This is a genomic window from Pseudomonas sp. GZD-209, from assembly GCF_049310485.1.
Classification (GTDB): Bacteria; Pseudomonadota; Gammaproteobacteria; order Pseudomonadales; family Pseudomonadaceae; genus Aquipseudomonas; species Aquipseudomonas sichuanensis.
Window position 1 is genome coordinate 1 of the sequence record NZ_JBMOWQ010000272.1, and the last position, 20,950, is coordinate 20,950.

17 protein-coding genes and 1 pseudogene are annotated in these 20,950 nt (G+C 65.3%); 12 read left to right on the forward strand and 6 right to left on the reverse strand.

What is annotated here, in order from left to right:
* Window positions 1-83 precede the first annotated feature (83 nt).
* Window positions 84-1,421 (forward strand): MATE family efflux transporter, encoded by a 1,338-nt coding sequence (locus ACO6VM_RS26150; protein ID WP_422404021.1) that lies wholly within the window; start codon window positions 84-86, stop codon window positions 1,419-1,421.
* A gap of 112 nt (window positions 1,422-1,533) precedes the next feature.
* Here ACO6VM_RS26150 and speA read toward each other — a convergent pair whose 3' ends face one another.
* From speA to ACO6VM_RS26170, 4 genes are all read right to left on the reverse strand, one after another.
* Complete coding sequence (speA, locus tag ACO6VM_RS26155) at window positions 1,534-3,447, reverse strand: arginine decarboxylase (protein WP_401060211.1); 1,914 nt, start codon at window positions 3,445-3,447, stop codon at window positions 1,534-1,536.
* Between the two features lie 150 nt (window positions 3,448-3,597).
* Window positions 3,598-3,969, reverse strand: coding sequence for a translation initiation factor Sui1 (locus tag ACO6VM_RS26160; RefSeq protein ID WP_125465688.1), 372 nt, complete (start codon window positions 3,967-3,969; stop codon window positions 3,598-3,600).
* A gap of 254 nt (window positions 3,970-4,223) precedes the next feature.
* Window positions 4,224-4,760 (reverse strand): NUDIX hydrolase, encoded by a 537-nt coding sequence (locus ACO6VM_RS26165; RefSeq protein WP_401060213.1) that lies wholly within the window; start codon window positions 4,758-4,760, stop codon window positions 4,224-4,226.
* Window position 4,761: 1 nt separating this feature from the next.
* Window positions 4,762-5,829: a DUF2333 family protein gene (locus ACO6VM_RS26170; RefSeq protein ID WP_401060215.1), complete on the reverse strand. Its 1,068-nt coding sequence runs from the start codon at window positions 5,827-5,829 to the stop codon at window positions 4,762-4,764.
* 249 nt (window positions 5,830-6,078) lie between these two features.
* On the opposite strand from ACO6VM_RS26170, the gene ACO6VM_RS26175 reads away from it, so the two are divergent.
* The 6 genes and pseudogenes from ACO6VM_RS26175 (at window position 6,079) to accC (ending at window position 14,406) form a co-directional block, all read left to right on the forward strand.
* Window positions 6,079-7,695 (forward strand): response regulator, encoded by a 1,617-nt coding sequence (locus tag ACO6VM_RS26175; protein ID WP_258643341.1) that lies wholly within the window; start codon window positions 6,079-6,081, stop codon window positions 7,693-7,695.
* Window positions 7,696-9,418: 1,723 nt separating this feature from the next.
* A pseudogene (locus ACO6VM_RS26180) lies at window positions 9,419-9,934 on the forward strand (methyl-accepting chemotaxis protein); the annotation flags it as partial.
* Between the two features lie 145 nt (window positions 9,935-10,079).
* Window positions 10,080-11,843, forward strand: coding sequence for a protein-disulfide reductase DsbD (locus ACO6VM_RS26185; protein ID WP_422404022.1), 1,764 nt, complete (start codon window positions 10,080-10,082; stop codon window positions 11,841-11,843).
* A gap of 177 nt (window positions 11,844-12,020) precedes the next feature.
* Window positions 12,021-12,473: a type II 3-dehydroquinate dehydratase gene (gene aroQ / locus ACO6VM_RS26190; protein WP_011535870.1), complete on the forward strand. Its 453-nt coding sequence runs from the start codon at window positions 12,021-12,023 to the stop codon at window positions 12,471-12,473.
* A gap of 98 nt (window positions 12,474-12,571) precedes the next feature.
* Entirely contained in the window at window positions 12,572-13,033 is a 462-nt protein-coding gene (gene accB, locus ACO6VM_RS26195) for an acetyl-CoA carboxylase biotin carboxyl carrier protein (protein ID WP_232884650.1), read from the forward strand.
* A 17-nt stretch (window positions 13,034-13,050) separates the two neighbouring features.
* The gene (accC, locus tag ACO6VM_RS26200; RefSeq protein WP_401060222.1) at window positions 13,051-14,406 is read left to right on the forward strand and encodes an acetyl-CoA carboxylase biotin carboxylase subunit; all 1,356 of its coding nucleotides are present in this window, start codon (window positions 13,051-13,053) and stop codon (window positions 14,404-14,406) included.
* A 208-nt stretch (window positions 14,407-14,614) separates the two neighbouring features.
* On the opposite strand, the gene ACO6VM_RS26205 is transcribed toward accC, so the two are convergent.
* Both ACO6VM_RS26205 and ACO6VM_RS26210 read right to left on the reverse strand, forming a co-directional pair.
* Window positions 14,615-14,899, reverse strand: coding sequence for a hypothetical protein (locus ACO6VM_RS26205; protein ID WP_422404023.1), 285 nt, complete (start codon window positions 14,897-14,899; stop codon window positions 14,615-14,617).
* Between the two features lie 9 nt (window positions 14,900-14,908).
* On the reverse strand, window positions 14,909-15,145 hold the full coding sequence (locus ACO6VM_RS26210) for a hypothetical protein (RefSeq protein WP_422404024.1): 237 nt from the start codon (window positions 15,143-15,145) through the stop codon (window positions 14,909-14,911).
* A gap of 177 nt (window positions 15,146-15,322) precedes the next feature.
* On the opposite strand from ACO6VM_RS26210, the gene prmA reads away from it, so the two are divergent.
* The 5 genes from prmA (at window position 15,323) to purH (ending at window position 20,868) form a co-directional block, all read left to right on the forward strand.
* Window positions 15,323-16,201, forward strand: coding sequence for a 50S ribosomal protein L11 methyltransferase (gene prmA, locus ACO6VM_RS26215; RefSeq protein ID WP_125860577.1), 879 nt, complete (start codon window positions 15,323-15,325; stop codon window positions 16,199-16,201).
* Between the two features lie 43 nt (window positions 16,202-16,244).
* Complete coding sequence (locus tag ACO6VM_RS26220) at window positions 16,245-17,579, forward strand: DUF3426 domain-containing protein (protein WP_401060226.1); 1,335 nt, start codon at window positions 16,245-16,247, stop codon at window positions 17,577-17,579.
* 274 nt (window positions 17,580-17,853) lie between these two features.
* A complete protein-coding gene (dusB, locus tag ACO6VM_RS26225) occupies window positions 17,854-18,867 on the forward strand; it encodes a tRNA dihydrouridine synthase DusB (protein WP_110992941.1) in 1,014 nt (337 codons plus the stop codon).
* The gene (gene fis / locus ACO6VM_RS26230) at window positions 18,864-19,184 is read left to right on the forward strand and encodes a DNA-binding transcriptional regulator Fis (RefSeq protein WP_125465705.1); all 321 of its coding nucleotides are present in this window, start codon (window positions 18,864-18,866) and stop codon (window positions 19,182-19,184) included. Before dusB ends, fis begins: the two co-directional genes overlap by 4 nt.
* A gap of 76 nt (window positions 19,185-19,260) precedes the next feature.
* Entirely contained in the window at window positions 19,261-20,868 is a 1,608-nt protein-coding gene (gene purH, locus ACO6VM_RS26235; protein ID WP_401060228.1) for a bifunctional phosphoribosylaminoimidazolecarboxamide formyltransferase/IMP cyclohydrolase, read from the forward strand.
* Window positions 20,869-20,950 lie beyond the last annotated feature (82 nt).

Consider the following 20,950-nt stretch of genomic DNA (forward strand, 5'->3'; position numbering starts at 1 on the left):
GCCCGCTCCCACGCCATGTTGATGTCCTCGTGGGAGCGGGCTTGCCCCGCGATTGCCCTATTTGCATCCCCGCTGGAGCCCACATGTCTTCACTGTCCACCGCCTGGCACCACCGCCCCACCCACCGCAAGGTCTGGGGCCTGGCCGCGCCGATGATCCTGTCCAACATCTCGGTGCCGCTGGTGGCGCTGGTCGACAGCACGGTGATCGGCCACCTGCCCCATGCCCATCAGCTGGGGGCGGTGGCCGTCGGCGCCACGCTGTTCACCTTCATGGTCGGCCTGATGGGTTTCCTGCGCATGGGTTCCACCGGCTTCGCCGCCCAGGCCGCCGGCCGTGCCGACGGCGCCGCGCTGCGCCAGGTGCTGGTGCAAGGGCTGTTGCTGGCACTGGCGTTCGCCGTGCTGATCGGCCTGCTGGCCCTGCCCTTCAGTCAGTTGGCGCTCCAGGCGATACAGCCCAGCGCCGCCTTGCACGCGTCCACCGAAGCCTTCTTCCACACCCGCCTGTTCGGCCTGCCGGCAGCCCTGGCCAGCTATGCCCTGGTCGGCTGGTTCCTCGGCACCCAGAACGCCCGGGCACCGCTGGCGATCCTGCTGACCACCAACCTGCTCAACATCGCCCTGAACCTGTGGTTCGTGCTGGGCCTGGACTGGGGCGTGATCGGCTCGGCCCGGGCCTCGGTGATTGCCGAATGGAGCGGTGCGCTGCTGGGCCTGGCCCTCACCCGCCCGGCGCTGCGCGCCTACCCCGGGCACATTGCCTGGGCCGCGCTGCAACGCTGGCAGGCCTGGCGACCGCTGCTGGCGGTCAACCGCGATATCTTCCTGCGCAGCCTGGCACTGCAACTGGTGTTCCTGCTGCTGACCCTGCAGGGCGCGCGCCTGGGCGAGGCGACGGTGGCGGCCAATGCCCTGCTGCTCAACGGCCTTTTGCTCACCGCTTATGCGCTCGACGGCCTGGCCCATGCGGTGGAGGCCCTGTGCGGCCATGCCATTGGCGCGCGCGACCGGGACAGCCTGCGCGGCGCACTGGTGGTGGCCTGCGGCTGGTCGCTGATCGTCAGCCTGGGCTTTGCCGTGCTGTTCCTGCTGGGCGGGCATTTGTTCATCGACCTGCAAACCGATATCGCCAGCGTGCGTGAGGCGGCGTACCCGTACCTGCCGTATCTGGCGCTGCTGCCTTTGATCGCGGTGTGGAGTTACTTGCTGGATGGGTTGTTCATTGGCGCCACGCGGGCGCGGGAGATGCGCAATGCAATGCTGCTGTCGGTGCTGATCGCCCTGCCCTTTGCGCTGGGGTTGAGCGGGTTGGGCAACCATGGGTTGTGGTTGGCCTTTTTGCTGTTCATGGCGCTGCGGGCGGTGACGCTGGGATGGGTGGGGTGGCGGTTGCAGCAGAATCGGCTTTGGATTCAGTGACGCCCGGGGCCGCTTTGCGGCCCTTCGCGGGTGAACCCGCTCCCACAGGGCTGACTCGCAACCGTGGGAGCGGGTTTACCCGCGAAGGGCTGCAAAGCAGCCCCAATAGACCTCAAGAAGACAGGTACGAAGACCGGGTCAGCCCCAGGCGCAAGGCATCCAGGAACTGAGTCCGCTCGCGGGCACTGATCTTGGCGCTGGCCACCTTGTCGCGGTAGTGGGTCATCAACTCCTCCGGCGACAGGTGCACGTAGCGCAGCATGTCCTCGATGGTGTCGTGGGTCTCGATACCGGCGTGGTACACGCTGCCATCGGCATTCTGGTAGATGTTCACCGAGTCGGTGTCACCGAACAGGTTGTGCATGTCACCCAGGATTTCCTGGTAGGCACCGACCAGGAACACGCCCAGCAGGTAGTCCTCGCCCTCCTTGACCGCATGCACCGGCATGCTGGTCTCGATGCTCTGCTCGTCGACGTACTGGTTGATCTTGCCGTCGGAGTCGCAGGTCAGATCCTGCAGCACCGCGCGGCGCATCGGCTCTTCGTCCAGGCGGTGCAGCGGGATGATCGGCAGCACCTGGCCGATGGCCCAGGTATCCGGCAGGCTCTGGAACACCGAGAAGTTGCAGATGTACTTGTCGGCCAGCTTGTCGTTCAGCTCGTCGAGCACCTGGCGGTGCGAGCGCTGGCGGGCTTTGAGCGAGTTGTGCAGGCGGCGGCACACGGCGAAGTAGCATTGTTCGGCCAGGGCTTTCTCGGCCAGGGTCAGCTTGCCGTCAGCGTACTGCGCAGCCACGTCACCCATGTAGTGGGTGGCGCGCCAGTAGGTCTCGGTGACCATCTCGATGTCGGTCGGGCCCAGCAGGTCGGCCAGCCACTGCACGGTCTCGGGCAGGCTTTCCTTGTTCTCGATCCGCGGCACTTCGTCGTTGTGGCTCTCGACGTCGGTCACCTGGATCACCAGCATGGCGTGGTGCGCGGTCAGCGAACGGCCACTCTCGGAGAAGATGTGCGGGTGCGGCAGGCCCTGCGCGTCGCAGAACTCCTTGAGCATCCCGACCACCACGCCGGCATAGTCGTCCATGTCGTAGTTGATCGAGCTGGCGTTGCGCGAGTGGGTGCCGTCGTAGTCGACGCCCAGACCACCGCCGACGTCGATATGATCGACCGGCAGGCCCAGGGCGCGCAGTTCGCCGTAGTAGCGGATCGCTTCCTTGAAACCGTGCTGGTAGTCGGCCAGGTTGGCGATCTGCGAGCCCATGTGGAAGTGCAGCAGGCGGATGCCCTGATCCAGCTTGGCGTCACGGAAGCGCTGCACCACCGAGATCAGCTGGGCGGCGGACAGGCCGAACTTGGACTTCTCGCCACCGGTGTCGGCCCACTTGCTCGACGCCAGCGACGACAGGCGCACGCGCAGGCCGACCTGCGGTTTCACCTTGAGCTCGGCGGCCTCTTCGATCACCAGGGCGACCTCGGATTCCTTCTCGATCACGATGAACACGTTATGGCCGAGCTTCTGGCCCATCAGTGCCAGGCGAATGAACTCGCGGTCCTTGTAACCATTGCAGACGATGGTGCCGCCTTTCGGGGCCAGCGCCAGCACCGCCAGCAGCTCGGGCTTGGAGCCGGCTTCCAGGCCAATGGAGACGTTCTGCGTGGCGATGATGTTCTCGACCACCGCCTCCTGCTGGTTGACCTTGATCGGGTACAGCGCGGTGTACTGGCTCTGGTATTCCAGGCGCGCGATGTTGGCGTCGAACGCGCCGGTCAGCTGGCGCACGCGGTCCTGCAGGATGTCCGGGAAGCGCACCAGCAGCGGCAGCGACAGGCCGCTCTGGCGCAGTTCATCGACTTGTTCGTACAGGTCGATCGGGGCGCTGCCCGGGCCGTTGGGGCGCACTTCGACGCGCCCGGCTTCATTGATGGCGAAATAACCCGCGCCCCAATGGCGGATGCCGTAAACACTGCGGCTGTCCGCCACGGTCCATTGGCTACCATCGTCTTTGCGTGTGCGTCGTACGGACATTCAAGTCCCCTATGGATAAGTCGAAGACACTGCCCCGCAAGGGGCGGGCGCAGTGTAGAAGCTGAAAATGACGATTCGTCCGTGCCCGCAGGTAGACCGCGCGCACAGAACCGAGTTTAGAAAGCCTTGGGCAAAAATCCCGTGACGGCCTCAGCCGCCGGACTTTTTCGCCTTGAAACCCTGCTTGATCAGCTCGCCGAGCAACAGCTCGACGTGGTCGCCCTGGATTTCAATGACCCCGTCCTTGAGCGCGCCGCCGGTGCCACAGCGGCGCTTGAGGGCGGTGGCGAGCTCCTTGAGCTGGTCCAGGGGCAGCGGCACACCGCTGATCGTGGTCACGGTCTTGCCACCGCGGCCTTTGCTTTCGCGGCGCACGCGGGCGATGCCGTCGCCTTCGGGGATGACTTGCTGGCTGCAGATGCAGGCGTCCACCGGTTTGCCACAGTCGGGGCAGTGCCGACCGGCATCGGTGGAGTAAACGAGACCGCCAAGGGCGGCGAAGGAAGAAGCTTTCTTGGTCACTTTTGTGCCTCTGTGCTGAGGACAAAAACTGGCCGACGGGAGCCGACCGCGAAGCCCCACTCTGGCAGGGGCGGCGCTACTGCCGCAAGGTTGTGCGGCAGCCCGAAAAGGGCGCGCAGTGTAACGATAAATCCGGCGCTTGCTAAGTACAGGATTGCGCCAATTTACGAATGTTTTGCGACCTCATCGCGGGGCAAGCCCGCTCCCACGCAATTGCACTTCATATCGTGGGAGCGGGCTTGCCCCGCGATCGGTCAGATCAGGCTAGCCTGGTACCGCTGCAACGCCGCCAGCGAGTCCGGGCAGTACGGTCGCTGCGCGCTTTCGGCCTGGGCCTGCTCGACAGGAATGAACCGCGCCTCGCTCACCTCTTCGGGCTGCAAGCGCAACGCCCCGTCCCACACCGCCGAAAACACCGCGCACCACAGCCGATTGCCCGGCTGGTCGAAGTAGAACTTCTCGTGGAAGCGCAACGCAACGCCGCTCACCCCCAGTTCTTCTTCCAGCTCCCGGGCCGCCGAGTCGGCATAGCTTTCTTCATGCCCGACCATACCGCCCGCCGCCACATCCCAATAGCCGGGATACAGCGCCTTGCTCAAGGTACGCCGGTGCACGCACAAGTCGCCGGCACTGTTGAACAGCAGAATGAAGGTGCAGCGCCCGATCAGGCCACGCTCACGCAGCTCGGCCCGCGGCAAGGCGCCGAGCGGCTGGTCGTGGTCATCCACCCAGGCCACCCGTTCGGCGTCGGAGGCCGCGCGGTGCGCGACCTCGGCAGGGCTGATGGCCATGTCAGCCCTGGGACAGCAGCTGGCGCAGGTCGATGACCGCGGCGTTGGCCCGGGAAATGTAGTTGGCCATTACCAGCGAGTGGTTGGCCCACATGCCAAAGCCGCTGCCGTTGAGCACCATCGGACTCCACAGTGCTTCCTGGGACGCTTCCAGCTCACGGATGATCTGGCGCACGCTGACCGTGGCGTTCTTCTTCGCCAGCACGTCGGCAAAGTCGACCTCGATGGCGCGCAGCAGGTGCGACAGCGCCCACGCCTGGCCACGGGCCTCGTAGAACACGTTGTCGATCTGCAGCCACGGGGTTTCGACCACTTCTTCATCGACCTGGGGCGCCTGGCCCGGGGCCACCGACTCGGTCTTCAGGGTGTTGTTGAGCTTGACCCGGCCAACGCTGGCCGACAGCCGTTGCGACAGCGAACCCAGGCGGGTCGCGACGTCACCCAGCCAGTTGTTGAGGTTGTCGGCACGGGTATAGAAGATCGCGCCCTGGTCGCCCTTGGCCAGACGGTTCTGGTAGCGGCTGAGCGACTTGATGCCCTCTTCGAACTCCGACTCGCTCGACGGCAGGATCCAGCTCTTGTTGTCGAAGTTGAAGCGCGGCTCGGCCTTGGCCAGGTCGGCGTCTTCGGTGGACTGCGACTGCGAACGGGCGAAGTCCTTGCGCAACGCGCGGGACAAATCGCGGACCTGGACCAGCACGCCATATTCCCAGCTCGGCATGTTGTCCATCCACAGCCCGGGCGGGAAACGGTCGTTGGAGATGTAGCCGCCCGGCTTGTCGAGCAGGGTGCCGGCAACGGTCTTGAGGGTTTCGACTGTGGTGTAGCCGATCACCATCTGCTGGCCGTTGCGCTCGGCGGCGGCCTGGGCGTTCTGCTGCACCGGGAACAGTGCCGGCTCCTCGCTCCAGTACCAACCCAGGCCCAGGCAGACCAGCAGGTACAGACCGATCAGGGTCCCCAAGGCGCGGCTCCAGAGGCCGCCAAGATAGCTACGGGTGGCCGAGCCACGGGTTTCAACCCGCTCGCGAGGCTCGGCTTTGGCCTCGCGGTTTTTCCAATCCAGCATGGCATTGTCCTTGATCAGTGGAGACGGTACAGGGCTTGGACCTCTGGTTGGCGCCAGGGTGCCACGGCAAGCCCGCGTGGCAGCACTATAAAGCAGACGCCGCCATTCGTATAAGCGACCAACGGGTCGGCAACTGAATAATCGTCCCCGAACACTTTGTTGACCCTGGGCACTCGCTTGTCGGAAAAGCGGTGCTAGCATAGAGCCATCACTGAACCTGCACCTCCTCTACTAACAAGCAGTCAGGACATGACCCAGCCAGCCGACCCGAGCCACGAGCGCCTCAAGCAGCATTTTGCCCAGCGGGTCATCCACCAGGCCCGGCAGATCCTCGAAATCTGGCAGCGCCTGCAACGTGGTGAATGGTCGAGCGCCGGCCTGGGCGAGCTGGGTGAAGCCAACCTGCGGCTGCAGCGCTACGCCGAACGCTTCGAGCAACCCGAGCACGGCAGCCTGTCCACCGCCATCGGCCAGACGCTGCGCGCGATCGAAGCCAACAGCGCGCGGCTCAACTCCGAACTGATCGCCGAACTCAACCGCTTGATGCAACGCCTGTCGCGCACCGGCCTGCGCAAGGGCGACCAGCTCGACAACGTACCGCTGCCGCCCCTGCGCAAACCGGTGTACATCGTCCTGCAGGACCATGAGCGCGCCGAGCGCCTGGCCCAGCAACTGGAGTTCTTCGGCCTGACCGTGCAGGCCCTGTGCAGCGCCAACGCCTTCCAGGCGTCGATGAGCGAGCGCCTGCCGGCGGCCATCATCATGGACGTGGACTTCACCGGCCCCGGCGTCGGCCTGCAACTGGCGGCCCAGGCCCAGCAAGGCTTGGAGCAGCACATCCCGCTGCTGTTCTTCAGCCTGCACGAAACCGATACCCCCACCCGCCTGGCCGCCGTGCGCGCCGGCGGCCAGGAATTCCTCACCGGCACCCTGGAAGCTTCCAGCCTGCTGGAAAAAGTCGAGCTGCTGACCAGCGCCACCCAGTACGACCCGTTCCGTGTGCTGGTGATCGACGACTCACGCGCCCAGGCCCTGCACACCGAGCGCCTGCTCAACAGCGCCGGGATCATCACCCGCACCCTCACCGAGCCGATCCGCACCATGAGCGAGCTGGCCGACTTCCAGCCCGACCTGATCATCCTCGACCTGTACATGCCCGCCTGCACCGGCCCGGAGCTGGCCAAGGTGATCCGCCACAACGACCGCTATGTCAGCGTGCCGATCATCTACCTGTCGGCCGAGGACGACCTGGACAAGCAGCTCGACGCCATGAGCGAAGGCGGCGACGACTTCCTCACCAAGCCGATCCGCTCGCGCCAGCTGATCACCACCGTGCGCAACCGCGCCGCCCGTGCCCGCCACCTCAAGGCGCGCATGGTCCGCGACAGCCTCACCGGGCTGTACAACCACACCCACATCCTGCAATTGCTCGAAGACTGCAGCTTCCGCGCCCGGCGCGAGGAGCAGCCGCTGTGCTTCGCCATGCTCGACATCGACCACTTCAAGAAAATCAACGACCGCCATGGCCACCCCATGGGCGACCGGGTGATCAAGAGCCTGGCGCTGTTCCTCAAGCAACGCCTGCGCAAGACCGACTTCATCGGCCGTTATGGCGGCGAGGAGTTCGCCATCGTCATGCCCAACACCGGGCTGGCTGCCGCGCACAAGGTGCTCGACGACATCCGCCGGCGCTTTGCCGAGATCCATTACCCGGCGCAGCCGCACGACCTGCAGTGCACCTTCAGCGGCGGCGTGGTGCAGCTGGATGACAGCCTCGATGCGCTGACCATGGCCAGTGCGGCGGACGAAGCGCTGTACCGGGCCAAGCATGCCGGGCGCAATTGCGTGGTGCGGGTCGATCCGTAACCTGCGCCACCGCTCTGTGTAGGAGCAACTGTCTTGTACTGCCTGCGTTTAACTCATCGCAGGCTGCGCCCCAACAGATACAACGCTTGGCGTCAAAGCGGCGCGTATCCTGTGGGAGCGGGTTTACCCGCGAACACCGGCAGAGCCGGTGCCATCCACCCCGATACCGGCACTGTGCCACTTATTTTTGGCGTCAACGCCGCGGCGTCATCACCTCGTCACAAAACCGCAATAACTTCAGGCACCTACCTCCACTCCCCGCAGGAAGTCCGCGGCTATGCGCCTGAAGTGGCTGACCAATTTCAACACCCTGTTGCTGGTAACCGTGTGCATCGCCCTGGGCGCGACCCTGTGGTGGTCGCAACGTGCGCTGGAGCGCCCCTATCAACTGATGGAGCGCTATCTGGGCCTGTCGCAGCAGTTCCAGAACGAAGCAGCGCGCAACACCCAGGCCTACCTGGCCAGCGGTGACGCCCTGCGCCATGCCGCCGCCGTGGAAGCCAACAAGCAACTCCAGGCCGCCCTGGCTGACTGGCCCGAGGACTTGTCGGGCGAACTGCGCCCGAGCCTCGACAGCCTGCAGGCCTTCACCGCCAACGAACTGCTGGCCGCCGGCAAGCTGGCTGGCGACCCGCAGGCCTTGCTGTTGCAGGCCGAGCGCGAGCTGGGGGCCAACCTTGAACAACTGGCAGGCTACGCCCGCGACAGCGGCAGCGCCGAGGCCGGCCGCTACCTTGCGCCGCTGATGGAGGCCACCCTGCACCTGGGCCGGCTGTCGCTGGCCCGCGACAAGCTGGTCAGCAGTGGCCGCGCCGAACTGGCCGATGAAGTGCAGCGCGAACTGCAACTGATCGCCGCCCAGGCCCAGACCCTCGAAGGCCTGCCGCTGTTGGGGGTAACCCGCGCCGCCGAATCCAACGCCGACGACTTCGCCGCCATGATGGGCCTGGACGCGCAAACCAGCGCCCAGCAGGAAGACGTCGCGGTCGGCCTCAAGCGCGAGCTGCAAAGCCTGCTCAACCGTTACCCCGCCGAGCTGCAACGCACCCGCGAGCAGATCGAGCGGCGCGCCGCCCTCGCCGCCAGCACTGGGGAGCGTCTGGACGCCGTGCAGCAGGCCATCGCCGGGCTGGAGCCACAGGTGCGCGCCCAGCACGGCAAGATCGCCGGTGAAGTGCGTATCCTCCAGGGCCTGATGATCGGCCTGATCCTGCTCATCGCCCTGCTGATCGATACCCTGCAGCGGCGCCTGGCAGGCACCCTGAGCAGCCTCGCGCCGGCCCTGTCGCGCTGGGCCGAGGGCGACTTCGCCCACACCATCGAGCTGGGCAAGACCAACCGCGAACTGCACGACATCCAGGAGTCGCTGAACCGCCTGCGCCAGTACCTGGTGGAGCTGGTGGGCACCCTGCGCCACAACGCCGAGCAGGTGGCCGGCAGCAGCCACGCCCTGGCCGGCATGAGCAGCGCCCTGCATGACGGCGCTGAACGCCAGGCCGGCGACACCGCGCAGATCCGCGATGCCCTGGGCGAGCTGGAGGCGACCATCCAGCAGGTGGCCGGCGATGCCAGCGCCGCAGCCGAGGCCAGCCACCACGCCGGGCGTGCGGTGGAGCAGGGCCAGACGGTGATCGGCCAGAGCCTGTCCGGGCTGCGTTCGCTGGTCGACGAGGTGCAGGGCAACGCCCGCATGATCGAACAACTGGCCGAGGAGTCGGCCACCATCGGCGGAGTGCTCACCGTGATCCGCGCGATTGCCGAACAGACCAACCTGCTGGCCCTCAACGCCGCCATCGAAGCCGCCCGGGCCGGTGAAATGGGCCGGGGGTTTGCCGTGGTCGCCGACGAAGTGCGCTCGCTGGCCCAGCGCACCACCGGCGCCACCGGCGAGATCCAGGCGCTGATCGACCGCCTGCAGCAGGCCGCCCGCGACTCGGTGGACGGCATGCGCACCCAGCTGGAGCATGCCGAGGCCACCGCCAACCAGGCGCAATCGGCCGATGGCGCGCTGGACGAGATCGTCAGCGCCATCCGCACCATTGCCGACACCGCCGTGCGGATTGCCGATGTGACCGCGCAACAGACCGGCGCGGTGAGCGAGATTCGCGGGCACAGTGAGCGAATTCACGAGCTGGGTGAGGACAACCTGCAGCGTATCGGTGAAGGGCGCGAGCAGGGCGAGCAGTTGCTCAAGCTGGGCGGGGAGTTGAACACCGCGGTACGCGCGTTCAGGCTCTGAACGCATCGCGGGGCAAGCCCGCTCCCACGAACCGCCGCTCCCACGAGGCCGGTGTCACCTCGTGGGAGCGGGCTTGCCCCGCGATGGCCCATGGCCTCGCCAACTCCGCTATGATGCCCGCCAAGTTCCACCTCGCGAGTCCGCCATGCGCCGCCTGTTTTTCCTGCTGTTCCTGCTGCTGGCCAGCCCCGCCTTCGCCAGCGGCCTGCTCGACAACCGCCCCAGCGCCACCCTCGGCGCCGCCTCGCTGTCCAACAGCGCCGACTTCCTGCCGGTACACGAAGCCTTCAAGCTCAGCCTGGTGCAGGCCGACGCGCAAACCATCAAGCTGCGCTTCGTCGCCACCGACGGCTACTACCTGTACCGCCACCGTTTCCAGTTCCGCACCGAGCCTGCAGACATCACCCTGGGCGCACCGAACATCCCCAAGGGCGAGGCCAAGCACGACGAGTTCTTCGGCGACGTCGAGGTGTACCACGGCGTACTGGACATCGAGCTGCCACGCACCGATCAACGCGCCTTCACCCTGCTGGTGGGCTACCAGGGCTGCGCCGACAAGGGCCTGTGCTACCCGCCGGAAACCGAACGGCTGAGCATCGAGGGTGAAGGCGGCGCGCTGCCGGCCACTGGCGAAACAGGCTGGAACTGGAAGTCCCTGGCGCTGTTCTTCCTGGCTGGCCTTGGCCTGACCTTCACACCCTGTGTGCTGCCGATGCTGCCGATCCTCTCCGGGGTGGTGCTGCGCGGCCAGGTCGGCGGCCTGCGGGGCCTGTCGCTGTCGCTGGCGTATGTGCTGCCGATGGCGGCCAGTTTCGCCGTGCTGGGGGCGCTGATGGGCCTGTTCGGCGCCGGCCTCAACCTGCAGGCGCGCCTGCAGTCGGCCTGGGTGCTGGTGCCGTTCGCAGGGTTCTTCGTGTTGTTCGCCCTGGCCATGTTCGGCCTGTTCGAGATCAAGCTGCCACAGGCGCTGGGCAACCGCCTGGAGAAGGTCGCCAACCACACCCGAGGCGGCTCGCTGCTGGGTGCGGCAGTGCTGGGCGTGCTGTCGAGCCTGCTGGTTTCACCCTGTGTTTCGGCGCCGTTGGCCGGTGCGCTGCTGTACATCAGCGCCAGCGGCGACGCCGTGGGCGGCGCGCTGAAACTGTTCGCCCTGGGCCTGGGCATGGGCGCCCCGCTGCTGCTGGTGGCCACCGGCGGTGCGGCCTGGCTGCCGAAAAGCGGCCCGTGGATGAACAGCGTTAAAAACGCCATTGGCGTACTGCTGCTGGGCCTGGCCATCGGCCTGCTCAGCCGCGTGCTGCCGGGGCCGCTGACCCTGCTGCTGGTCGGCCTGCTGGCCGCTGGCGTGGCGCTGTTCCTTGGCGCCCTGGAGTTCGTGGTCAAGTCACCGCGCCAACGCCTGGCGCAGCTGCTCGGCCTGGTACTGCTGGTGTACTCACTGGCCTGCTGGTACGGCGCCCTGAACGGCCAGGGCGACCCGCTGCGCCCGCTGCCTGCACCGGTCGCGGCCACTGCCCCAACGCAGGCCAAGGCCGATGCCTGGCAGACCCTCACCACCCCGGCCGCCCTCGACGCGGCCCTGGCCGAGGCCAAGGCCGCAGGCCAACCGGTGCTGCTCGACTGGTACGCCGACTGGTGCATCAGCTGCAAGGTGATCGAGCACGAAGTACTCAACGCCGAGCCTGTGGTCAAACAATTGGGCGCGTTCCGCCTGCTGCGCTTCGACATCACCCAGAGCAACGCCGAACAGCGCGCCCTGCTCGACCGCTACCGCCTGTTCGGCCCGCCGGCGCTGATGTTTTTTGCGGCGAACGGCAGCGAAATGACCACTGATCGAGTGATCGGAGAGATAAACGCCGGCGATTTTGCGCAGGTTTTGGCGCGCGTGCGCGGCCAACTCGGTCTATAACTTCCCGCGACCGGTGAAAAAACCGGTAACAAGTGACCAGAGTTAATCATCTGGTCACATACTTTGCGCGAATCTCGGTCATCGTGCTGGCTATTGCCGGGAACTGGACACTCATCGCCGCTTGCGGCATAGTCGCCGCGCTATGTCGAATTGCCCTACAAAACCAAGGAATCGCAGATGGCAACCCTACTGGTGCTGCACGGCCCCAACCTGAACCTGCTCGGCACCCGCGAACCGGGCCACTATGGCGCAGCCACGCTGGCGCAGATCAATCAGGACCTGGAGCAGCGCGCCCGCGCCGCCGGCCACCATCTGCAATACCTGCAGAGCAATGCCGAATATGAATTGATCGACCGTATCCACGCCGCGCGTAACGAAGGCGTGGACTTCATCCTGATCAATCCGGCCGCTTTCACCCACACCAGCGTCGCATTACGTGACGCATTGCTCGCGGTGAGCATCCCATTCATCGAAGTGCACTTGTCCAACGTGCACAAACGCGAGCCGTTCCGTCATCACTCCTACTTCTCCGATGTTGCCGTAGGGGTGATCTGCGGCCTGGGCGCCACCGGTTACCGGCTGGCCCTGGAGTCTGCGCTGGAACACCTGGCTGCCAACGCACAGCCCTGATGACACAAGGCCTTGGCCCACCGGCCAAGGCTCAGAAGAAACGTTTTCGACACGTTTTCAAATTAAGTCCCCGAACGAACCTTGGGAGTTGCTGATTAATGGATATCCGTAAAGTCAAAAAGCTGATCGAACTGCTGGAAGAGTCCGGCATCGACGAACTGGAGATCAAGGAAGGCGAAGAGTCCGTTCGCATCAGCCGTAACAGCAAGACCCCGGCCGCTCAACAGTACTACGCACCTGCTCCGATGGCCGCGCCTGTCGCCGCCCCGGTTGCCGCTGCTGCTGCCCCGGCTGCCGAAGCCGCTGCTGCCGCCCCGGCCCTGAAAGGCACCGTGGTGCGCTCGCCGATGGTCGGCACCTTCTACCGCAAGCCTTCGCCGACCTCGCCGAACTACGCCGAAGTGGGCCAGACCGTGAAGAAGGGCGACACCCTGTGCATCGTCGAAGCCATGAAGATGATGAACCACATCGAATCCGAAATCGGCGGTGTGATCGACGCCATCCTGGTAGAAGACGGTCAGCCGGTTGAATACGACCAGCCGCTGTTCACCATCGTTTGAACCGCGGAGAGCCAACGATGTCTGGGAAGCTCGAAAAAGTCCTGATCGCCAACCGCGGGGAAATTGCCCTGCGGATCCTGCGTGCCTGTAAAGAGCTGGGTATCAAGACCGTCGCCGTCTACTCCAAGGCCGACAAGGAACTGATGCACCTGGGCCTGGCGGACGAGACGGTCTGCATCGGCCCTGCGCCGTCCAAGGAATCCTACCTGCACATCCCGGCGATCATCGCCGCTGCTGAAGTGACAGGCGCCACTGCCATCCACCCGGGTTACGGCTTCCTCGCGGAAAACGCCGACTTCGCCGAGCAGGTGGAAAACTCCGGCTACATCTTCATCGGCCCGAAAGCTGACACCATCCGCCTGATGGGGGACAAAGTGTCGGCCAAGGACGCCATGATCAAGTCGGGCGTGCCGACCGTTCCGGGCTCCGACGGCCCGCTGCCGGAAGACGAAGAAACCGCGCTGGCAATCGCCCGCGAGGTGGGTTACCCGGTGATCATCAAGGCCGCCGGTGGCGGTGGTGGTCGCGGCATGCGCGTGGTGCACAAGGAAGAAGACCTGATCGAATCGGCCAAGCTGACCCGTACCGAAGCCGGTGCTGCGTTCGGCAACCCGATGGTCTACCTGGAGAAGTTCCTGACCAACCCACGTCACGTGGAAGTGCAGGTACTGTCCGACGGCCAGGGCAACGCCGTGCACCTGGGCGACCGTGACTGCTCGCTGCAGCGCCGTCACCAGAAGGTTCTCGAAGAAGCGCCGGCCCCGGGCATCGACGAGAAAGCCCGCCAGGAAGTGTTCAAGCGTTGCGTCGACGCCTGCGTCGAGATCGGCTACCGCGGTGCCGGTACCTTCGAGTTCCTGTACGAGAACGGCCGCTTCTACTTCATCGAGATGAACACCCGCGTCCAGGTCGAGCACCCGGTTTCGGAAATGGTCACCGGCATCGACATCGTCAAGGAGATGCTCAGCATCGCCGCTGGCAACAAGCTGTCGTTCCGCCAGGAAGACGTGGTGATCCGTGGTCACTCGCTGGAGTGCCGGATCAACGCCGAAGACCCGAAGAAGTTCATCCCGAGCCCAGGCACGGTCAAGCACTTCCACGCCCCGGGTGGCAACGGCGTTCGCGTCGATTCGCACCTGTACAGCGGTTATTCGGTTCCGCCGAACTACGACTCGCTGATCGGCAAGCTGATCACCTACGGCAAGGACCGCGACGAAGCCATGGCGCGCATGCGCAATGCCCTGGACGAGATCGTCGTCGACGGCATCAAGACCAACATCCCGCTGCACCGCGACCTGGTGCGTGATGAAGGTTTCTGCAAAGGCGGCGTCAACATCCACTACCTCGAGCACAAACTGGCCAACCAGGAGTGATCGCGTTAGCGAGATGAAAGAACCCCGGCCCCGTGCCGGGGTTTTTTATGGCCTGCCAGCCCCCCACAGTTACAACGCTTGGCGTCAAAGCGTCACCTATCCTGTGGGAGCGGGTTTACCCGCGAACACCGGCAGAGCCGGTGCCATCCACCTCGCCGCCTGCTTCGCGGGTAAACCCGCTCCCACACGAATTACGCTGCCCCTTCTGCTAGGCCAACAGGAGCGAGGGCGCCTGCTCGGACCAAGCCTGCTGGTAGGCCTGGACATGCCCATGCAGGGCATCACCCGCATGACCTTGCTCCAGCAGTGCCTGCAGGTCCATCACATGATCGAACAGCACCTCGCGCAGGCGCTGCACATAAAGCGTCGAATCCAGCAGATCCGCGGGACGTCGCGACCAGTGGCGCCGCAGGGCGTCGTCATAGGCAGTGATGAAACGCACACTGACACTTTCGATCACGATTTCCACGCTTTCATGCTGGCTTGCCGGCACCTGCTCTCGTCATGGCTGCTCGGCGCCTGCCTCAGTCTCCGCAAACAACCCGCTGGCCCGCATGACCGAGGCCTGGTAAAGCGCCGACAGCAGCTCCGGGGTGAACGCCACTTCGGGCACCAGAAACTGGAATTCGACCGCAATCTGCTCTTCAATCACCGCCTGCAGCGACATCTGCGTGGCCAGACGCTCTTCGACGATTTCGCCCCATTGCGTCATCCGCGCGTCCAGTGTTTGGTTGGTCATCATCAGTACCTCACAGTGAATGTGCCTGCAGTCTGACGCTGACCAGAAACGGATCCGCGGTATCTATTGCCATGCCCCGCTCGCTGCCTCACTCCCTTTTAGCGCCCGCCTGACGTAAACTGGCGCCCTTTCGCGCAGCCTCGGGCTGCCCCTGTCGATTTACCAAAGGTGCCCGCCATGCCCTGGCTGCAAGTACGCCTGGCCATCAGCCCGGAACAAGCCGAAACCTACGAAGACGCCCTGCTGGAAGTGGGTGCTGTGTCGGTGACCTTCATGGACGCCGAAGACCAGCCGATCTTCGAACCGGACCTCAACACCACCCCGCTGTGGTCGCACACCCACCTGCTGGCGCTGTTCGAGGCCGACACCCAGCCCGACGCGGTATTCGCCCACTTGGCCCTGCTGACCGGCGCCGCACTGCCCGAGCACCAGGCCGAGGTGATCGAGGACCAGGATTGGGAACGCAGCTGGATGGACGGCTTCCAGCCCATGCGCTTCGGCCAGCGCCTGTGGATCGTGCCGAGCTGGCACGAGGCGCCGGAAAAGGACGCGGTCAACCTGCTGCTCGACCCGGGCCTGGCGTTCGGCACCGGCACCCACCCGACCACTGCGCTGTGCCTGGAATGGCTCGACGGCCAACAGCTGCAAGGCACCCAGGTGCTGGACTTCGGCTGCGGCTCGGGCATCCTCGCCATCGCCGCGCTGCTGCTCGGCGCCCGTGAAGCGGTCGGTACCGACATCGACGTGCAGGCGCTGGAAGCCTCGCGCGACAATGCCCAGCGCAATGGCATCGCCGACGACAGGTTCCCCCTTTACCTGCCCGAGCACATGCCGGCCATGCAGGCCGACGTGCTGGTCGCCAACATCCTGGCCGGCCCGCTGGTGGCGCTGGCGCCGCAATTGTCCGGCCTGGTACGCCCCGGCGGCCTGCTGGCGCTGTCGGGCATCCTTGCCGAACAGGGCGAGGAAGTGGCCGCGGCCTACGCCGCCGACTTCGACCTGGACCCGATTGCCGTGCGCGACGGCTGGGTACGGATCAGTGGTCGCCGTCGCTAAGCGCGCCTAGACTCAATACCTGCACAGCCCCCCGGACCGCCGCATGACCGACAGTTTCGTCACCCAGTGCCCACATTGCCAGACCAGCTTTCGCGTCACCCATCACCAGTTGAGTGTGGCGCGTGGCGTGGTGCGCTGCGGCAACTGCCTGCAGGTGTTCAACGCCGCCAAGCAGTTGCTGGAGCAGAATCGCGCGGCGACGGGGCAGCCAGCCGCCCCGGCCGCCGAGCCTGAGCAGGCGGCCGAGCCGGTCGTGGCACAGGTCGTGGCGCCGGCCATCGAGCCGGTGCCGCCGGTCAAGCAGGACTGGGCCAGCACCGCCGAGGCGCTGGAAGACTTCGACCTCGATCAGGAGCTGGCTCGCCTGGAACGGCGCAGCCCCGGCGACCGGCGGGCCGCCACACCAGCACCCACCTTGCATGCCAGCCGTGACGAGCACGGCATCGACGAACACAGCGACGAGCCATTCGGCACCGCCACCGACGACCCCGTCGAGCCCGTGGCGCAGCACACGGAGGCGCCGGTACTGGTCGAACAGGAGCCGCTGGACCTGGAACCGGCTGCCGACGAACGCACCGAACCGACCCTGGGCAGCGCCGAACTCGACCTCGACGACGAGCCAGCCGTAAGCCAGCCAGCACAGGATGATGACCTCGACGCGCCGGTCGAACGCTTGTCCAGCCGCGACGAGCCGCTCCCCGAGCCTGGCCTGTCGGCACTGGACGACGGCCTGCGCAGCGAACGCCTGTCGGCCCGCGATGCAGACGAACTGGACGAACAGCCCGACGAGCGTGTGGAGCCGAGCCTGGCGCTCAAACCCGAGCGCACGCGCAAGGAGCCGCTGGTCGATGTGGTCGACGACCCCTTGCAACTGGGCTGGGAAAAGCCCGCCCCGAACTGGGGCAAGCGCTTGTTGTGGGGGCTACTGACGCTGCTGGCGGCCGGCTTGCTGGCATTCCAGTACATCTGGTACCACTTCGACGAAATGGCTCGCCAGGACCAGTACCGCCCGTGGTTCCAGCAACTGTGCCCGATGGTCGGCTGCGAGGTGCCGACCCGCGTCGACATCTCGCGGATCAAGAGCAGCAACCTGGTGGTGCGCAGCCACCCTGACTTCAAAGGCGCGCTGATCGTCGATGCGATCATCTACAACCGCGCCCCCTTCGCCCAGCCTTTCCCGCTGCTGGAGTTGCGTTTCGCCGACCTCAATGGCCAGTTGATCGCCAGCCGGCGCTTCAAGCCCAGCGAGTACCTGTCGGGGGAGCTGGCAGGCCGCGGCGAGATGCCCAGCCAGACACCGATCCACATCGCCCTGGACATCCTCGACCCGGGGCCCAAGGCAGTGAACTACAGCCTGAGCTTCCGCTCGCCGGAGTGATCACCAAACCTGTGGCAGATCATGCAGCCCTGCGGGCTGCGCCATCGCGCATTGGGCACGTGGGAGCGGGCTTGCCCCGCGATGGATGGTACCGGCTACGCCGGCATCGCACATTGGGCCCGCTCCCACGAGGTCCGCACCAACCCACACAAATGTCATAAGCCGACAACTGTTCAGATTTTATCCAAATCCTTCTTTATCCAGTCATCGAGAGCGGGTATTATGCCCACCCTTTTTCGACTCCAATGATTCGGCCCCACAACAGGGAACACCTATGTCGGCGGTACGCATCGGCCCATACACACTGCACAACAACCTGATCCTTGCGCCAATGGCCGGGGTCACGGACCAACCTTTCCGTACGCTGTGCAAACGCCTGGGGGCGGGCATGGTGGTGTCGGAAATGGTGTCCAGCGACATGAGCCTGTGGAACAGCCGCAAGTCGAGCCTGCGCCGCATCCACGAAGGTGATCCCGAGCCGCGCTCGGTACAGATCGCCGGTGGTGACGCGCAGATGATGGCAGCCGCTGCACGGGCCAACGTCGAAGCTGGCGCCCAGATCATCGACATCAACATGGGTTGCCCGGCAAAAAAAGTCTGCAACAAGGCCGCCGGCTCTGCTTTATTGAGAGACGAAGCCCTGGTCAGCGAGATCCTCCACGCTGTGGTCGGCGCTGTCGAGGTGCCGGTGACCCTGAAGATTCGCACCGGCTGGGACCGGGCGAACAAGAACGGCCTGAACGTGGCGAAGATCGCCGAACAGGCCGGCATCCAGGCGCTGGCGGTGCATGGCCGCACACGCGCCGACCTGTACACCGGTGACGCCGAGTACGACACCATCGCCGCGATCAAGCAGGCGGTGTCGATCCCGGTATTCGCCAACGGCGACATCACCTCGCCGGAAAAGGCCCGGGCGGTGCTGGACGCCACCGGGGTCGACGGCCTGCTGATCGGCCGTGCCGCCCAGGGGCGGCCGTGGATTTTCCGCGAGATCGAGCATTACCTGCGCACTGGCGAGCACCTGCCCGCCCCTGCGCTGGACGAAGTGGAACGCATTCTGCTGGAACACCTGGCCGCGTTGCATGCCTTCTACGGCGATGTGATGGGCGTGCGGATCGCCCGCAAGCACGTTGGCTGGTACCTGGCAACCCGACCTGGCGGCAAGGAGTTCCGCAGCCAGTTCAACGCTTTGCAAGACACACAAGCGCAGTGCGCCAACGTTCAGGCTTATTTCGCCGAACGTCGACAGAGCCTTGGGACAGAGGACGAACAAGGGGTGGCCGCATGACGATGATGACCGAGACAATTGTGAGTGGAACAACGCCCGTGAGCGATAACGCCAACCTCAAGCAGCACCTGAACACGCCGAGCGAGGAGGGCCAGACCCTGCGCGACAGCGTCGAGAAGGCGCTGCACAACTACTTCGCCCACCTGGAAGGCGCTACCGTCACGGACGTGTACAACCTGGTGCTCTCCGAAGTCGAGGCGCCCCTGCTCGAAAGCGTGATGAACTACGTCAAGGGCAACCAGACCAAGGCCAGCGAGATGCTCGGGCTCAACCGAGGCACGCTGCGCAAGAAGCTCAAGCAGTACGATCTGTTGTAAGGCCAGAACCCCAACCAAAAAGGCGCTCGTAACGAGGCGCCTTTTTTGCTGACTCCACCGCGTTATGGAATCTGAAATGACCGACCAGACTACCCGCCTGCCGATCCGCCGCGCTTTGATCAGCGTCTCCGACAAGACCGGGATCCTCGAATTTGCCCGTGAGCTGCAACAGCTCGGTGTCGAGATCCTGTCCACCGGCGGCACCTACAAGCTGCTCAAGGACAACGGCGTCAACGCGGTGGAAGTGGCCGACTACACCGGCTTCGCCGAAATGATGGATGGCCGGGTCAAGACCCTGCATCCGAAGATCCACGGCGGCATCCTCGGCCGTCGCGGCACCGACGACGCCATCATGAACGAGCACGGTATCAAGCCGATCGACCTGGTCGCGGTCAACCTGTACCCGTTCGAAGCCACCATCAGCAAGCCGGGTTGCGATCTGCCGACCGCCATCGAGAACATCGACATCGGCGGCCCGACCATGGTCCGTTCGGCAGCCAAGAACCACAAAGACGTGGCCATCGTGGTCAACGCCAGCGACTACGCCGGTATCGTCGAAGGCCTGAAGGCCGGCGGCCTGACCTACGCCCAGCGCTTCGACCTGATGCTCAAGGCGTTCGAGCACACCGCCGCCTACGACGGCATGATCGCCAACTACATGGGCAGCATCGACCAGACCCAGGCCACCCTGTCCACCGAAGGCCGCAGCGAGTTCCCGCGCACCTTCAACAGCCAGTTCGTCAAGGCCCAGGAAATGCGCTACGGCGAGAACCCGCACCAGAGCGCGGCGTTCTACGTTGAAGCGAAGAAAGGCGAAGCCAGCATCTCCAGCGCCATCCAGCTGCAAGGCAAGGAGCTGTCGTTCAACAACGTGGCCGACACCGACGCCGCGCTGGAATGCGTGAAGAGCTTCGTCAAGCCGGCCTGCGTCATCGTCAAGCACGCCAACCCGTGCGGCGTCGCAGTCGTGCCGGAAAACGAAGGCGGCATCCGCAAGGCCTACGACCTGGCCTACGCCACCGACACCGAATCGGCCTTCGGCGGCATCATCGCCTTCAACCGTGAGCTGGATGGCGAAACGGCGCAAGCCATCGTCGACCGCCAGTTCGTCGAAGTGATCATCGCCCCGAAAATCTCCCAGGCCGCCCGCGACGTCGTGGCCGCCAAGCAGAACGTACGCCTGCTGGAGTGCGGCGAGTGGCCAGCCGAGCGTGCCGCCGGTTGGGACTTCAAGCGCGTCAACGGTGGCCTGCTGGTGCAGAGCCGCGATATCGGCATGATCACTGCCGATGACCTGAAGATCGTCACCAAGCGTGCGCCGACCGAACAGGAAGTCCACGACCTGGTGTTCGCCTGGAAAGTCGCCAAGTTCGTCAAGTCCAACGCCATCGTCTACGCCAAGCAGCGCCAGACCATCGGTGTCGGCGCCGGCCAGATGAGCCGCGTCAACTCGGCGCGCATCGCGGCCATCAAGGCCGAACATGCTGGCCTGCAGGTACAGGGTGCGGTCATGGCCTCGGATGCGTTCTTCCCGTTCCGTGACGGCATCGACAACGCAGCTAAAGTGGGTATCAGCGCGGTCATCCAGCCGGGCGGCTCGATGCGCGATGCCGAAGTCATCGCCGCCGCCGACGAGGCCGGTATCGCGATGGTGTTCACCGGCATGCGCCACTTCCGCCACTGATTTACGGCCCGTGGGAGCGGGCTTGCCCCGCGATGGTGTCAGCAGGAGCAACATCGCAGCCTGGCCTGACGCAATCGCGGGG

Coding starts and splice junctions, on each gene's coding strand:
- ACO6VM_RS26150 (WP_422404021.1), top strand. CDS start 84: ATGTCTTCACTGTCCACCGCCTGGCACCACCGCCCCACCCACCGCAAG.
- speA (WP_401060211.1), bottom strand. CDS start 3,447: ATGTCCGTACGACGCACACGCAAAGACGATGGTAGCCAATGGACCGTG.
- ACO6VM_RS26165 (WP_401060213.1), bottom strand. CDS start 4,760: ATGGCCATCAGCCCTGCCGAGGTCGCGCACCGCGCGGCCTCCGACGCC.
- ACO6VM_RS26170 (WP_401060215.1), bottom strand. CDS start 5,829: ATGCTGGATTGGAAAAACCGCGAGGCCAAAGCCGAGCCTCGCGAGCGG.
- ACO6VM_RS26175 (WP_258643341.1), top strand. CDS start 6,079: ATGACCCAGCCAGCCGACCCGAGCCACGAGCGCCTCAAGCAGCATTTT.
- ACO6VM_RS26185 (WP_422404022.1), top strand. CDS start 10,080: ATGCGCCGCCTGTTTTTCCTGCTGTTCCTGCTGCTGGCCAGCCCCGCC.
- aroQ (WP_011535870.1), top strand. CDS start 12,021: ATGGCAACCCTACTGGTGCTGCACGGCCCCAACCTGAACCTGCTCGGC.
- accB (WP_232884650.1), top strand. CDS start 12,572: ATGGATATCCGTAAAGTCAAAAAGCTGATCGAACTGCTGGAAGAGTCC.
- accC (WP_401060222.1), top strand. CDS start 13,051: ATGTCTGGGAAGCTCGAAAAAGTCCTGATCGCCAACCGCGGGGAAATT.
- ACO6VM_RS26210 (WP_422404024.1), bottom strand. CDS start 15,145: ATGACCAACCAAACACTGGACGCGCGGATGACGCAATGGGGCGAAATC.
- prmA (WP_125860577.1), top strand. CDS start 15,323: ATGCCCTGGCTGCAAGTACGCCTGGCCATCAGCCCGGAACAAGCCGAA.
- ACO6VM_RS26220 (WP_401060226.1), top strand. CDS start 16,245: ATGACCGACAGTTTCGTCACCCAGTGCCCACATTGCCAGACCAGCTTT.
- dusB (WP_110992941.1), top strand. CDS start 17,854: ATGTCGGCGGTACGCATCGGCCCATACACACTGCACAACAACCTGATC.
- fis (WP_125465705.1), top strand. CDS start 18,864: ATGACGATGATGACCGAGACAATTGTGAGTGGAACAACGCCCGTGAGC.
- purH (WP_401060228.1), top strand. CDS start 19,261: ATGACCGACCAGACTACCCGCCTGCCGATCCGCCGCGCTTTGATCAGC.